The organism is Streptomyces sp. NPDC102514, from assembly GCF_055584525.1.
In genome coordinates this window covers 684,095-698,394 of record NZ_JBVJLW010000001.1, presented here as the reverse complement: position 1 = coordinate 698,394, position 14,300 = coordinate 684,095, and the positions used below count along the sequence as shown (strand labels likewise).

Here is a 14,300-nt window from a genome sequence, read left to right as displayed (position 1 = left end):
GCCCCTCACATCGGAACACCGGAACATCGGAGACACCCATGGATCAGTTCACCCTCGACGCCATCGCGCGCATCACGACGGCGCCCCGTGAGACCTACGAAAGCTTCACCGTCGATCCGCTGACACCGCTTCTCGGTGCGGAGATAGCCGGCCTCGATCTTTCCGAGGAACTGACTCCGGTCCAGCAGAAGGACATCCGGACGGCCTTCCTGACCCACCACGTCCTCGTCTTCCGCGACCAGCACCTCACCCCTGAGGACCACAAGCGGTTCGCCGCGCTGTTCGGGCCGCTGCACCTGGACTCCCTGCCCGAGGAGGGGGGTGACCCGTACATCCTCAAGGTCAGTGCGAACAAGGACTCCAAGGTCGTCGTCGGCAACGGCTGGCACGCCGACGGGACCGCCGACGACGAGCCCTCGCTCGGCTCGATGCTCTATGTGACCGAGGTTCCGGAGATCGGCAGCGGGGGCGACACCCTCTTCGCCAACATGCACCTCGCCTACGACATGCTGTCCCCGGCGATGAAGACGTTCCTGGACGGACTGACCGCCGTCCACGACGGTGCCCGCCCCTGGCTCACGCTGGGGCAGCTGCCCCCGGCGGAGTACGACGTGCCGCGCAACGAGCACCCGGTCGTGGTGCGCCACCCCGACACCGGACGCAAGATCCTGTTCGTGAACGGGCCGTACACCTCGCACATCACCCAGCTGTCCACCGGCGAGAGCAAGGCCGTCCTGGACATGCTGTACGACCATGTCACCCGTACGAACCTGCTGCACTGCCGGGTCCGCTGGCAGGCCAACACCCTGGTGTTCTGGGACAACCGCTGTGTACAGCACCACGCCACCTGGGACTACTTCCCGTACTCCCGCTACGGGCAGCGCATCGCGATCGACGGGACCCGACCCCAGGCATGACCCCGGGCGATACGGCCGGGCCCGACCCCGGACTGCCGGGGCGGGCCCGCCTGTCTGTGTCCCTGCCCGTGTCGGGGTGTCAGGGACGCAGGTACCGGGTCAGCTGATCCAGCAGGCGCGCGGCATCCTGGAGGTTGCGGGCGGTGTCCGAGAAGTCCACGGCGAGGAGTTCGCCGGTCTCGTCGCCTTCCTGCCCGTCGGCCCCGGACACGGGAGCGGGAATCCTCGTCCCTCGGTAGCCCACCGGCTGCGCGTCCGCACCCTGGCGGTAGCCGACGAAGTCGCTGTCGCCGGGAGCGGCGGCCTCGGCACCCCCGTCGAAGAACCGCACATCGAGCAACTGGGTCTCGTCCGCACCGTGGTTGTCGGTGATCCGCAGACGGTAGTACCGATAGGCCTCGGAGCGGGCGAGTGTGAACTCCTTGCACTGGTAGCGCCCTTGAAAGACCTCACCCGCGCGGGAGTCCAGCAGTGTCCAGGACCGGCCGTCGGACGAACCCTCCAGCGCCCAGACCGCCGGGTCCCGTTCGGGGACGTCGTTGGCGGAGGTCAGGCTGTAGGCACTCACAGCGACCGGCAGGTCGAAGGTGAAGCTCAGCTCGGGGTCCTGCTCGTGAGCGAGCCACTTGCCGCCCGACTTCACCAGGTTCTCCGCGACCTCCCCGAAGTCCGTGAACTCGTCGCTGGCCCACACCTGCGAGACCAGTTCGGTGACGTCACGCCGCTCGCCGGGTGCCACGGGCCGTCCCGCTACGACCGGGAGGAGCAGAGAGAGCGAGGTGGCCGCGCCGGCGCGGTCGCTCCACGTCACGCGGTCCACCGGGGCGCCGCCGTCGTCGAGCAGCAGCCGCAGCAGGCCGGCCGGGCTCCACACACCGTCGTGCTCCTCCTCGGTGGTGAAGTGCTGGGCGACGGCACCGGCGGCGCGCCCATCATGGGGCAGCGGTCCGGTGAGGGTGCCGCGCAGTTCGCCGAGGGAGCCGTCGGCGTCCCTGAAGTGACCGTGGAACCCTGACAGGTCCGTGCGGAACGCCACGGAGGACTCCGCTCCCGTGGCCCCGCGCCACGCAAGCCGGGTGACGGGTTCCCGCTCGCCCGCCGCGTCGCGGGTCTCGCTCCGGTCGAGCTGGAGGCGCAGATCCGCCCCCGGCTGCCAGGCGGAGGCTCCCAGACGGCGGCGCTCGGTGGCGAAGACCCACCCGGATCGTTCACCTGCCCCGCGCCCGGCCGCCCGCCGTGCCCGGCCGTCGTGTCCGACGGACTCGACCGTGAGGGCCCTCAGCCGAATCACACCGTGGCCGTCTCCGTCGCCCTCGTCCTCATCGGCGGCGTTCTGGACCGCCAGGACGTTGGCGCCCGGCCGCAGCGCCGTACCGGGCACGGTCAGCACGTACTCCCGTACGGTGTCGGGCCCTTCGGCGCCGGGCAGCAGGAAGCTCTTGGCCACCGGCTCCCCGTTCACCTCGGCGGTGAGGGGCGCGGCGACACCGAGCACCGACATCCGCAGCTCGGCTTCGGCGATCTCCTCCCCGTCCGGCACCATGAAGTCCACAGTGAGGTGACCGCCGGACGCCACCACCACATAGGTCGGGGCGACTGCGCAGCGGTGCTGGCGAACGACGGCGTTCGACAGCCTGGCGGGCCGGGTGGCGAAATCGACGAAGACAGGGTCCATTGCATTTCCTCACGAGCGTCCACTGCACCGCACACGGTCGGGCGACCGGCGAGTGCTCCATGTCGTCCCGGACACTAACCGCCGCCACTGACAACGAGCCTCGCCCACAGCGCAGTTGGGGACCGCCACGCCGTCCGCGATGCCATCGGCGAGCGGCCTAGGAGGCCGTCTTCAGGGCCGCTTCGACCTTGGTGACCTGCCGGGAGATCAGTTCGTCCTTCAGCACCGGCATGAACTCCGCCTTCTTCTCCTCCGACAGGGTGGAGCCGAAACTGCCGGTGGCGCTGACGTACTCGGTCGCTTCCGGCTTCGTCAGCCTCGCTGCTTCCAACTGGTGCTGGTCGAGTGAGCGTGCCCCGGCCGGAGCGGAGGGCTTCGGCTCTTCGGAATCCTGCGCCGAACAACCGCTGGCCGCCAGGACCCCGACGAGCAGGGCGACGGCCACGGCGTCACGTCTTCGCCGTTCGGAGCCGCCCTGCAGCCGATGTGTACGCGTTCGAGGAAACATCCCCAGCCCTCCGCAGATGAAGCAGTCGGCTTGAGATCCTAGGTGCTCCGCGCCCGGCGTCCGCGCCTCGTCAACTGGGCTGTCTACAGGGCGAGTACGGCTGTCGTGCCGTCCGCTCTGGGGTCCGTTGCCGCGTCGAGTCCGTCGTCACGCAGGCGGGCCGTCTGTACGTGGCCCGCCTCGTCGTGCGGGCCCGGTGTCACGGACACCTCCAGGCCCAGGCGGTGTGCGGTGGCGGTCAGGTGGTCGGTGTCCGGGGTGCCCGGTTCCAGGACGAGGGTGGGGTGCGGGCGGTTCAGGTCGCGGGAGCCGATGACCCACCGGGGGCGGGCCAGTACGGCCTCCGGGGCCGGGGCGTCGAGCAGGTCCTGGGCCACCTGCGACAGGATCCAGGCCTGGGCCCTGCCGCCCTGGCAGCCCAGGGCCACCACGTGTCCCGGGGCGGTGGCGAGCGCCGGGCACAGTGTGTGCGGGGGCCGTGCCCCGGGCCGCAGCGCCCCGGGGTGCGCCGGGTCCAGGCTGAACGCCGAGCCGCGGTTGTGGAGCACGATGCCGGTGGCCGGCTCGGCGATGCCCGATCCGAAGCTCTGGAACACGCTCTGGATCAGGGATACGGCGTTGCCCTCGTCGTCGACGGCGGTGACGGCGACCGTGTCCCCGGCCGGTCTGGGGCCGGCGGGCAGAGCGGTGACGTCACGCTCCGCGCGCAGCAGCAGGCCGTCGAGGTCCACGGTTCCCGAGCGGGGGTCGCCGAGCAGTGCGTCCCGGCTCAGTTCCGCCTGCCGGGCTGCCGTCAGCGGGTCCGTCCCGTGTCCCAGTACAGCGAGGAGGGAGGCTCCCTGGCTGGGAGGCGGGGCCGTCCACCAGGTGACACCGGTCGCGTTCGCGGTCGCGCTCAGCGGGGCGGTGTTCTCGGCCCGATGGTCGGCGAAGTCCGTCGCGTCGAAGACGCTGCCGCGTTCGCGCAGGCCCGCCACCAGGCGCCGGGCGGTCGGCCCGGTGTAGAAGTGGCGCCAGTCGTCGGAGAGTTCCCGCAGGGTCGCGGCGAGCGCCGGCTGGAGCAGGGTGGCTCCGACGGGCAGCGGGTCCCCCGCCTTGTCCAGCAGCAGCGCCGAGAGGCCCGCGTCGGCCCGTACGACGTCGAGGCGGTTGCGGATCGCCCGGGCCAGACCCTCGCTCACCGGGACGCCACCGTCGGCCAGGGCGATGGCCGGCGCGAGGCTCCGGGCGAGCGGCAGGCGTGCGCCGAGACGGGCGAGTTCCGCCCAGCCTGCGACCACTCCGGGGACCGTCACCGTGAGCGGGCCGCCGGGCGGCATCCGGTCCCCCGCCGCCCGCAGCCGTGCCGGGTCGGTGGCCGCCGCCGCGGCCCCTGCCGACAGCACCGAGCGGACCGTGCCGCGTACGCCGTCACGGACCAGGGCCACGAGGTCGCCGCCGATGGAGCACTGGTGCGGGTACGCCACCGTGAGCGCCGCCGCGGCGGCGAGCGCGGCATCGATCAACCCGCCGCCCTCGGCGGCCACTTGGCGTGCCGCCTCGACGGCGGCGGGATGGGGCGCGGCGATCGCGATCGTGGCCACGGTCAGTCCCGGGTGGTGAGGATGGCGCGGGCGAAGGAACCGTCGGCGCCGACCAGTTTCGTGGGCAGGCAGGTCAAGTCGTAGGTGCCGCCGGGCACCTGGTCGAGGTCCGCGTTCTCCAGGATGAGGACACCCGCGCCCAGCAGGGAGTGGTGGACGTCCCAGGTGTCGGTGCGGTGGTGGCTCTCGATGGTCAGGTAGTCGATGCCGATGAGGTCGACCTCGTGCTCGATCAGCCAGTCGGCCGCCTTCGGGGAGAGGCCCACCCACTGCGGGGCCCGCTCGGTCTCCTTGAGGGGGCCCGCGGAGTTGGAGGTCTTGAGCAGGATCCGGGTGTGCCCGGCGGCCCCGCCCTCCTCCAGGTGGTGCGGTTCCACGTCGCCCTCCACATGAGTCAGGTCGATGACGAGGGCAGGTCCGACCAGCGAGTACAGGGACACCTCGTCGATGGGGGTGGCGCCGTCGCGGAAGTGTGCGGGGGCGTCGACATGGGTGCCGGTGTGGGCGCCGAGCCGCCAGCGCGTGACGTTGGAGGCGTCGCCGTGGGAGAGGGACTCGACGATCTCGACCTCGGGCTTGCGTCCCCAGTGCAGCATCTCGGGGTGGATGGGGAGGGTGATGTCGTAGATCTTCACGCGGTGGCTCCAGGACGGTGGGTCTTTCCAGGACGGTGGGTCGGGTCGGGCCACGGTTCGCCGACGGCGGCCGACACGGCCCGGGCGGTGGTGAGCAGGCAGCGGTCGAACTCCTCGCCGCCGTGCTTCGCGTCGGCGTCGCCCACGTCGCGGCCCCAGACCCCGGTCTCGCTGACCTGGTCCATCCGGTAGTCCCAGAAGGAGTCCACGTCGATGTGCGAGGTGGCCTTGTCCATCCGCACGAGGTCGGGGTGGAGGTGGAGCATGACCGAGGTCTCGAAGAAGTTGGCGTGCATCAGCGCCCGGCCGTACTGGACATGGCCGTCGACCTCGGGTCCGGGGTACATCGTCACGTATCCCAGGGCCCGTACGCGGGCGTCGCGGTGGCGCACCCGCAGCTTTTCCGCGGACACGTCGAGCGCGCCGTTGTTCCAGATGTGCCCGTTGAGCAGGATGAACTGCCGTACTCCGGAGGCGTACAGGGAGTCGATGACGTCCTCGACGACGGCGATCATCGTCTCGGGGCGGAGCGCCACCGTGCCGCCGAAGTCGCCGTGGGAGGCGGAGACACCGAAGCTGAGCGGGGGCACGACCGGTACGCCGGTGAGTGCCGAGACGCCGTCGGCGACGGCTCGGCAGATGAGGGTGTCGACGGCCAACGGCAGGTGTGGGCCGTGCTGTTCGGTGGCGCCGACGGGGATGATCACGGCGTTCCGTGCGGCGGCGGTGGTCTCCGCCTGCTGCCAGGTCAGTTCCTCCCATCGCACCGGGAGTCCGGAGCCGCCGAGTTCGGCGGCGAGGGCGGGGACGTCGAGGCCGGTGGGTACGTCCGGGCCGGTGGGGACGGGCTGTGTGTCGGGCCCGGGGACGGCTGGTGTCATGGTGCTTCCCTCTTCTTCGCGGCCTCGCGGCCAGATGTAAGCGGGCGTGCCGCACGGCCGGTGGTCACCAGGCGCGGCGGCTCTTGTCGGGCAGCAGGTCGAGGGCCCGTACCGGGACGACCTCGTTCTCCTCGACCGTGGTGATCCAGACCGTCGCGTCCGGGCTGTAGTCGCTGATCAGTTCCCGGCACACACCGCACGGCGCGATCACCCGGAACCGTCCGGCGGGCTTGATCTGGACGGAGACGACCGAGGTGACGTCCAGCGGCCGGTCGCCGGGGTACGCCCCTCGGGCCGCGCCCAGGGCGACGCCCTCGGCGCAGATGGAGCTGCGCCGGCAGGAGCCTTCGAGATGGACGCCGGTGTGCACGGCTCCGTCGGCCGTACGCACCGCGGACGCCACCTCGTGCCGGCCGTCGCGCCAGACGCGGGCCAGCAACTCCTGCGCCAGGGCCAGCAGTTCGGCGTCAGCTTCGCTCATGGAGGCGGGCACGGTGACGCGCTCCGGGCCTGCCGCGAGCGCCGTGCCGGACAGCGCCTCGCCGGAGGACGGGCCACTCACGCGGTGATCCCCAGCAGCCGGGCCATGTTGCCGCCCTCGACGAGCGCGCGGTCCTTGTCGTCCGGTATCGCCTTCGCGATCTTCATACGCTCCAGGTCGAAGTCGGAGCCGGGCCACTCGCTGCCCAGGAGGATCTTCTCCGGACCCAGTCGGGCGTAGGCGCGCTTCACGTCGCTCATCAGCGTCGCCGAGGTCTCCAGATACACGTGGGGCTGGCGCTCGGCGACGATGATCGCCTCGGGGACGTTCCACACGGCACCCATGTGGGCGATGATCGTGGGCACGCCGGGGTGGTCGCGGGCGATCTCCTCGATCGACAGCGGGGCGCAGAAGGAGTCGTCCAGGGCGTTGATGAGGACCATCAGTCCGCGGCGGGCGCAGGCCTCGAACAGCGGGTCCAGCAGACCGTGGTCGGCGACGTGGTAGCCGTGCAGGCTGGGGTGGAGCTTGAGGCCCACCAGACCGGCGTCGGCCATGCGGTCGATCTCCTCGATGGCGTCGTCGGCCTGCGGGAGGACCTGCCCGAAGCCGAAGAAGCGGTCGGGGTGGGCGGCGACCAGCGAGCTGATGAAGTCGTTCTCGATGCGCTGGGCGAGCGAGCAGACCATCGCCATGTCGACGCCGGCGGCGTCCATCCGGTCCAGGATGCGCCGCGGCTCGAACGGGGTGTAGGGCGGCGGCGCCTCCCCCTTGCGGACGCCGGTGAGGTAGTCCGAGCGTCCGCGGACGTCCTGGGTGGTGTTGTACGCATCAATGATCACGCGGGATCAGCCTTTCTGAACTGAGCTGTGCTGGTGCACGTGCTGTTTCTGTTGCTGTTGCTCTTGGCCGTCGCTCGGCACCAGAGGCAGGTGGCAGCGCACGGTGCGGCCGGGTGCGACGGTCCGCAGTTCCGGCATACGGGTACGGCACCGGTCCTCGGCGAAGGGGCAGCGGGTCTGGAACAGACAGCCCTCGGGCGGGTTCGCGGGATCGGGCAGTTCGCCTTCCAGGACCCGTCGTTCGCGCCGCCCGCCGGGGTGCAGGGACGGCACCGAGGACAGCAGCGCCTCGGAGTAGGGGTGGGCGGGACCGGCGAAGAAGTCGTCCCGGGACGCGACCTCGATGATCTGGCCCAGGTACATGACGGCCACACGGTCGGCGATGTGCCGTACGACGCCCAGGTCGTGGGAGATGAACAGCATGGTCAGACCGCGTTCGCGGACCATGTCCGACAGGAGGTTCAGCACCTGTGCCTGGATGGAGACGTCCAGCGCGGACACGGCCTCGTCCGCCACGACGAACTTGGGCGAGGAGGCCAGCGCCCGGGCGATGCCGATGCGCTGACGCTGGCCGCCGGAGAACTCGTGCGGCTTGCGGCGGCCAGCCTCGGCGCCGAGACCCACCCGGTCCAGCAACTCCCCCACCACCGGCCCGGCTTCGGCCCGGCTCGCGCCGCGCGCCCGCCGCAGCGGCTCGGCGACGATGTCGGCGATCCTGCGCCGGGGGTTGAGCGAACCGAACGGGTCCTGGAACACCATCTGCAGGTCGGCCCGGGTGCGCCGCAGCCGCGTACCCCTGAGCCGGGTGATGTTCAAACCGAGGAAGTCGATGGTGCCGGACACGGGCTCGATGACCCGCAGCAGGGCCCGGCCCAGGGTGGACTTGCCGCAGCCCGACTCACCGACCAGGCCCAGCGTCTCGCCCTCCAGGATCTCCAGGTCGACGTCACGCAGTGCGCGTACCTTGCCGCCGGAACGGCCGCGGTACTCGACGCGCAGCTTCTCGGCCCGGATGAGCGGGGTTCCGGGCGGCGCCGGGGGTATCGGGGCGGAGACGGCGTCGGCCGAGGTCGGCGGGGTGGCCGGTGGCGAGGTCATGAGCGCCCCTTCTCGTTGCGTACCAGGTCCGCCGGGTGTACCGGCCCCACCGGGCGGGTCACGTTCCCTTTCGCCCCTGTCGGCTGCGGGTCCGATCCGGCATCTCGTGCCGTACGGCGTACGGGCCCGGTCAGGACGCAGGCGTCGAGGTGGCCGGGCTCGCCGTGCCGGTGAAGCAGTTCGGGCTGCTCCGCGCACGCGTCGTGGGCGTGGGTGCAGCGCGCGGCGAACGCGCATCCCTCGGGGCGGTCCACACCGGTCAGCGGGCTGCCGGGAATGGCGGGCAGCCGGTCGGCGACCGGTCCCTCGATCGGCGGCACCGAGCCCAACAGGCCGATGGTGTAAGGGTGTTGCGGATTGAACAGCACCTCGTCGCGTGAGCCCTGCTCGACGATGCGGCCGGCGTACATCACGGCCACGCGGTCGGCGACCTCTGCGACGACTCCCAGGTCGTGGGTGATCAGGAGGACGGCGGTGCCGTGGTCGGCGCTGGCCCGCTGGAGCACGGAGAGGACCTGCGCCTGGATGGTGACGTCCAGTGCCGTGGTGGGTTCGTCGGCGATCAGGACGGCGGGGTCGTTGGCCAGGCCCATCGCGATCATCACGCGCTGACGCATGCCGCCCGACAACTGGTGCGGCAGAGCACGGGAGTTGGCGCGCGGATTGGCGATGCCGACCTCGCCGAGCAGGTCCACCGTCCGGTCCATGGCCGTCGCGTACGGCATCCGGCGGTGCGCGCGCATCATCTCGGTGACCTGGGCGCCGACCCGGTGCAGCGGGTTGAGCGCGGCCAGCGCGTCCTGGAAGACGACGGCGATGTCCTTGCCCCGGATGGAACGCAGTTCGCGCTCGGACGCCTCGGCGAGGTTGCGGCCGTCGAAGGCGACGTCGCCGCTGATGTGGGTGCGCGGGCCCCGGTTGAGGCCGACCAGGCTCATGGACAGTGCGGACTTGCCCGAGCCGGACTCGCCGACCAGGGCCAGGATCTCGCCCCGGTGGAGGGTCAGGTCGACGCCGGCGACGGCCGGGAGCCGGCCCGCGGGGACGTCGAACCCGACCCGCAGCCCGCGCACCTCCAGAACGACAGGCGACTGCCCCTCCTGCCCGCGGACTCCGGCGGGCGCGGGCCCGTTCACGGTGTGCCGCTCACGGCCGTGGCCGCGGTGTGGATCAGGTCGGCCACCCGGCGCGGATGCACGAGCGTCGTGTAGTGGCTGCCCGGTACGTGCTCGGTGACGGCCTCCATCCGGGCGGCCATGTCGCGCTGCGCGTCCGGGCGCAGGGTGCGGTCGTCGTCGGCGACCATGTACCAGCTGGGCAGGGTCTGCCAGGCAGGCTTGCCGGTCGGCTGGGTGAAGATGAGGTTCTCCGCCTTGCGTCCCTCGGCCTCGACGACGGCCCGTTGCGCGGGAGACAGGTCGGGGCCGATCTCGGCCCAGAACTCCTCGCTCGTCTCCGACTTCCACTCCCCGTTCGGGCCGCGCCGCATGTACTTGGAGATCTCCGCGGGCTCGTACCGTTCGACGATGCCGTTGACGGTCTCGCCCTCGTCGGGCCCGAAGGCCGCGATGTAGACGAGGCCCCGGGCCGCGGGGTGGTGGCCGACGTTGGTGATGACCGCGCCGCCGTAGGAGTGGCCGACCAGGAGGACCGGTCCCGGCAGCTCCGCCACGGCGGCGGTGGTGTGCGCCACGTCCGCGTCGAGGGAGGTCAGGGGGTTGGTGACGGCGACCGTCCGGTGTCCCAGGGCGGCGAGCAGGGGCTCGACCTCCGACCAGGTGGTGGGGCGTCCGCCCGCTCCGTGGACCAGCACGATGTCCATGCGGCTCAGCCTTTCCGTATACGTGGATCGAGGATCATGTAGAGCACGTCCACCGCGTAGTTGACGAGGACGAAGAGCAGGGCGATGGCGAGCGCGGCTCCCTGGACGACGGGGTAGTCGCGCTGGAGCACGCCCTGCACCAGCAGCCGGCCCACCCCGCCGTAGGAGAAGACGGTCTCGGTGATCACGGACCCGCCGAGCAGGGACCCGAACTGCAGGCCGAGGACCGTGACGATGGGCAGCCAGGAGTTGCGCAGGACATGGCGGCGGATCACCGCGGACTCGGCGAGCCCCTTCATCCGGGCGGTCCGGACGAAATCGTCGCCGAGGACGTCCAGGACGGAGGCGCGCACGATGCGGGTGATGTATCCGGCCATGGACAGCGCCAGGGTGGTGGCGGGCAGGATCAGGTGCTGGATCCAGGGGCCGATCAGTTCGAAGCGGTTCTGCAGGATCGCGTCGAGGACGACGAAGTTGGTCGTGGGCCGGTAGTCCAGCGAACTGGGCAGCCGTCCCAGGACGGGCAGCCAGCGCAGCCACACGCCGAAGACGACGATGGCGATCACTCCGAGCGCGAACCACGGCAGGGAGAAGCTGACGGTCGCCACGGTCCGGGTCGCGGTGTCGATCCAGGTGCCCTTGCGCAGCGCGGCGACCACGCCGGTGACCACGCCCAGGATCACGGCCACGGTCATCGCGGCGAGGGTCAGTTCGATGGTGCCCGGCAGGGCGTCGCCGAGCAGGCTCAGGACGCTGTTGGACCCGAAGAACGACTCACCGAAGCGCAGGTGGACCAGGTTGTCGAGGTAGGTGCCGTACTGGGTGAGGAGCGGCTGGTCGAGGCCGAGTGCCTCGCTGGCCCTGGCCTCGTTCTGCGCGATCTCCGCCGCCGTGAGGTTGGTTCCGCCGCCCGCGAGGGAGGCGGTGGGCGAGCCGGGCAGCAGGCGCATCGCGACGAACACCAGGGTCGCCAGGGCGAACAGGACGACCGGGATGCCCAGCAGCCTGCGGGTCATGGCCCACAGGGTGTCGGCGCGCTCGGACCGGGGCCGGGCGGGGCGCCGCAGGCGTGGCAGTGGGAGGGTGCTCATGCGGAGCCCTTCGGGTCGAGCGCGTCCCGCAGGTCGTCGCCCACGAAGTTGCAGGCCACGACGAACAGCAGGGTCAGGGCCGCCGGCAGCACCACCAGGCGGGGCGCGGAGTACAGGAACTCCTGTCCGGCCTGGACCATGTAGCCCCAGTCGGGGGTGGGCGGCTGGATGCCGAGGCCGAGGTAGGACAGGCCGGCGGCGAAGCCCGCCGCGACCGACAGGGTCATGACGACCTGGGCCACCAGTGGCCCGGCGATGTTGGGCAGGATCTCCTGCGCCAGGATGCGCGGGGTACGGGTGCCTCCCAGGCGGGCGGCGACGATGTAGTCCCGGGCCGTCTCCCTGGCCGCGAGGGCCCGGGCCAGCCGCGCCAGACCGGGCGCGAGGGACACGCCGACGCCGATGACGAGGCTGGTGGTGCCTGGTCCGGCCGCGGCGACCAGCAGGATGACCAGGAGGATCGACGGGAAGGCCAGGGCCAGGTCGACGACGCGCATCAGCACCTGTTCGACGACACCGCCCGCGTAGCCGGCGAGCAGCCCGATGCCGGTGCCGAGCACGGCGGCCAGCGCGGTCGAGGCGAACGCCACGAACAGCAGCGGCCGTGCCCCGTGCACCAGCCGGGCCAGTTCGTCCCGGCCCAGGTCGTCCGTGCCGAGGAGGTGGCCGGGCGAGCCGAAGGGCAGCATCGCCGAGGAGGTCTGCCGGACCGGGTCGGCCGAGATCAGCAGCGGCCCGACGAGCGCGACGAGGACGATCGCGACCAGGAACACCCAGGACACCAACGCGGGCCAGGAGGTGCCGATCCCGCGCTGCCGCAGCCTGGCCAACCGGCCCGGACCGGCGGGGGCCGTCGTGGGGCCGCCGCTCGGGCCCGTGACGGCCCCCGCGTGGGCCCCCGCGTGGTCAGACACTGGCTTTCTCCATGAAACAGCGGTGGTTTCCGAGTGCCGCGGTGTTGATGCCCTTCACCTTGGCTCCGCTGACGACCAGGTTGGTGGAGCAGGCCAGCATGGCGATCACCATGTACTCCTCCGCCCAGCGCCGCTGGATCTTCGAGTAGGCGGCGGTGCGCTTCTTGCCGACGGGGAGGTTCTTGGCCGTCAGCAGGTCCTCGGCCAGGGTGTCGACGCCGTCCAGCGTGTCCAGGCCGGTGATGGTGCTGCCGTAGAGACCGGCGGGGTTGGCCATGGCGCCGACCATGTTGTTGGGGTCGGGGACGTAGGAGTTGCGTTCCCAGATCATCAGGTCGTGGTGGTCGTCCTTGCCGTCGCTGAGCCGGCTGAAGTACGAGGCGGGGTCGACGGAGGTGGTCTTCACCTTGAAGCCGGCGTCCTCCAGGTTCTGCTTGACGATCTGCGCGGCCTTGGGGTGCCAGGAGTCGCTGGCCGCCATCAGTCCCAGTTCGCGGCCGACCGCTCCGGCCTCCTTGAGGAGTTTCTTCGCCTGGGCGAGGTTCTTGGTGCTGAGGTCGGCGAGGCCGGTGTCGTAACCGTTCTGGGCGGGCGGGATCGCGTACCCCTCGGGCTCGCTGGCGACGCCGAAGAACGCCTGCTGGACGATCGCCTTGCGGTCGATGGCCAGGTTGATGGCCTTGCGCACCTTCAGTTCGGGGATGCGCCGGGCGTCGATCATCAGGATGGCGTCGAAGCCCTCCTTGGTGTCGTGGACGGTGACCGACGGGTCGGACTTCAGCTGCGCGACGGCCGAGTAGGGCGTGAACTGGGTCGCGGACACATCGCCGCTGAGCAGGGAGCTGACGATCGCGGAGGGGTCCTGCACCTGCCGCAGCACCAGCCGGTCGATCGGCGGCCGGCCGAGCCGGAAGTCGTCGAACGCTTCAAGGGTGATGGACTGGCCGGAGGTGGCCGAGGCGAACTTGAAGGGTCCTGTGCCGACGAGGTGCTTGCCTATGGCGTCCCCGTACTTGTCGAGGGCGGCCTTGGAGATGACGCGCCCGCCGATGTCGGAGAGCTGGGCGAGGACGGTCCGGTCGGGCGCCTTGAGCACCAGCTTGACCGTGAGGTCGTCCTCCGCGGTCAGCGAGGCCACGTTGTTGCCGAGGGAGGCGAGCGGTCTGGACGCGCCCTTCGGCAGGGTCTTGTTCTCGGGGTCGAACTGCCGGTTCAGGGTGGCCAGCACATCGGCCGAGGACAGCGTCGTTCCGTCGTGGAACTTCACGCCGGCCCGGAGGACGAAGGTGTACGTGAGCCGGTCGTCGGAGATCTTCCAGCTCTCGGCCAGGTCCGGTGCGGGCTCGTTGGACTCGAAGGAGATAAAGGTCAGACCGCGGCAGACGCAGTCGACCGCCATCCAGTCCCCCAGCGTCGTGTAGAAGGCGGGGTCGTTGACCGCGCTGGTGGAGTCGATGGCGAGGGTGAGGGTGCCGCCCTTCTTGGATCCACCGCCGGACTCCTCAGACCCGTCGTCGGCCACCCCGCAGGCGGCGAGCAGCGGGGTCAGCCCGAAGCCCACTCCGACACCGAGGACACTGGCGCCGCGCAGCACGGTCCGGCGGGCGACCTGCGGTTCGGCCGGGCGGAGTGCGGGCGTTCCCTGCGACTGATCCGGCATGAGGGCCTCCTTGGGGCGCCGTTCCTCTGAGAAATCTGAAGACTCTTGAAACTCTTGAGACTCTGAAAATCTGGGGGAATGGATCTAATCTCGTACCGATTGGATCCAAAATCATCGTGTCCGGCTCGCGAGTCCGAGCCGTGTCCCGTGTGTTACGAGCACATGAAACCGGGATCTTGGGTGTTATCTGCCT

At 71.0% G+C, this 14,300-nt stretch carries 14 protein-coding genes; 1 reads left to right on the top strand and 13 read right to left on the bottom strand.

Going from position 1 to position 14,300, the window contains the following annotated elements; genetic code table 11:
- Nucleotides 1–38: 38 nt before the first annotated feature.
- Nucleotides 39–917, top strand: coding sequence for a TauD/TfdA dioxygenase family protein (locus ACZ60E_RS03210; RefSeq protein ID WP_384797325.1), 879 nt, complete (start codon nt 39–41; stop codon nt 915–917).
- Between the two features lie 79 nt (nt 918–996).
- On the opposite strand, the gene ACZ60E_RS03205 is transcribed toward ACZ60E_RS03210, so the two are convergent.
- The 13 genes from ACZ60E_RS03205 to ACZ60E_RS03145 form a co-directional block, all read right to left on the bottom strand.
- Complete coding sequence (locus ACZ60E_RS03205) at nt 997–2,592, bottom strand: hypothetical protein (protein ID WP_469437498.1); 1,596 nt, start codon at nt 2,590–2,592, stop codon at nt 997–999.
- Between the two features lie 157 nt (nt 2,593–2,749).
- A complete protein-coding gene (locus ACZ60E_RS03200) occupies nt 2,750–3,100 on the bottom strand; it encodes a hypothetical protein (RefSeq protein WP_469437496.1) in 351 nt (116 codons plus the stop codon).
- An 83-nt stretch (nt 3,101–3,183) separates the two neighbouring features.
- The gene (locus ACZ60E_RS03195) at nt 3,184–4,683 is read right to left on the bottom strand and encodes a gamma-glutamyltransferase (protein ID WP_469437493.1); all 1,500 of its coding nucleotides are present in this window, start codon (nt 4,681–4,683) and stop codon (nt 3,184–3,186) included.
- 2 nt (nt 4,684–4,685) lie between these two features.
- Nucleotides 4,686–5,318: a cyclase family protein gene (locus tag ACZ60E_RS03190; RefSeq protein ID WP_469437491.1), complete on the bottom strand. Its 633-nt coding sequence runs from the start codon at nt 5,316–5,318 to the stop codon at nt 4,686–4,688.
- Complete coding sequence (locus ACZ60E_RS03185) at nt 5,315–6,199, bottom strand: creatininase family protein (RefSeq protein WP_469437489.1); 885 nt, start codon at nt 6,197–6,199, stop codon at nt 5,315–5,317. The genes ACZ60E_RS03190 and ACZ60E_RS03185 overlap by 4 nt, the downstream gene beginning before the upstream one ends.
- Before the next feature lie 64 nt (nt 6,200–6,263).
- Nucleotides 6,264–6,761, bottom strand: a complete 498-nt coding sequence (locus ACZ60E_RS03180; protein WP_469437487.1) for a cytidine/deoxycytidylate deaminase family protein — start codon at nt 6,759–6,761, stop codon at nt 6,264–6,266.
- Nucleotides 6,758–7,522 carry an amidohydrolase family protein gene (locus tag ACZ60E_RS03175; RefSeq protein ID WP_384797305.1) on the bottom strand — a complete coding sequence of 255 codons (765 nt, stop codon included), beginning with the start codon at nt 7,520–7,522 and terminating at the stop codon, nt 6,758–6,760. Before ACZ60E_RS03175 ends, ACZ60E_RS03180 begins: the two co-directional genes overlap by 4 nt.
- Nucleotides 7,523–7,528: 6 nt before the next feature.
- A complete protein-coding gene (locus ACZ60E_RS03170; RefSeq protein WP_469437485.1) occupies nt 7,529–8,620 on the bottom strand; it encodes an ABC transporter ATP-binding protein in 1,092 nt (363 codons plus the stop codon).
- Nucleotides 8,617–9,756: an ABC transporter ATP-binding protein gene (locus ACZ60E_RS03165; RefSeq protein ID WP_469437483.1), complete on the bottom strand. Its 1,140-nt coding sequence runs from the start codon at nt 9,754–9,756 to the stop codon at nt 8,617–8,619. Before ACZ60E_RS03165 ends, ACZ60E_RS03170 begins: the two co-directional genes overlap by 4 nt.
- On the bottom strand, nt 9,753–10,442 hold the full coding sequence (locus tag ACZ60E_RS03160) for an alpha/beta hydrolase (protein ID WP_469437481.1): 690 nt from the start codon (nt 10,440–10,442) through the stop codon (nt 9,753–9,755). The genes ACZ60E_RS03165 and ACZ60E_RS03160 overlap by 4 nt, the downstream gene beginning before the upstream one ends.
- 5 nt (nt 10,443–10,447) lie before the next feature.
- Nucleotides 10,448–11,533, bottom strand: coding sequence for an ABC transporter permease (locus ACZ60E_RS03155; protein ID WP_469437479.1), 1,086 nt, complete (start codon nt 11,531–11,533; stop codon nt 10,448–10,450).
- Nucleotides 11,530–12,447 (bottom strand): ABC transporter permease, encoded by a 918-nt coding sequence (locus ACZ60E_RS03150; RefSeq protein ID WP_469437477.1) that lies wholly within the window; start codon nt 12,445–12,447, stop codon nt 11,530–11,532. Before ACZ60E_RS03150 ends, ACZ60E_RS03155 begins: the two co-directional genes overlap by 4 nt.
- Nucleotides 12,440–14,107: an ABC transporter substrate-binding protein gene (locus ACZ60E_RS03145; RefSeq protein ID WP_469437475.1), complete on the bottom strand. Its 1,668-nt coding sequence runs from the start codon at nt 14,105–14,107 to the stop codon at nt 12,440–12,442. Before ACZ60E_RS03145 ends, ACZ60E_RS03150 begins: the two co-directional genes overlap by 8 nt.
- Between the last annotated feature and the right edge of the window lie 193 nt (nt 14,108–14,300).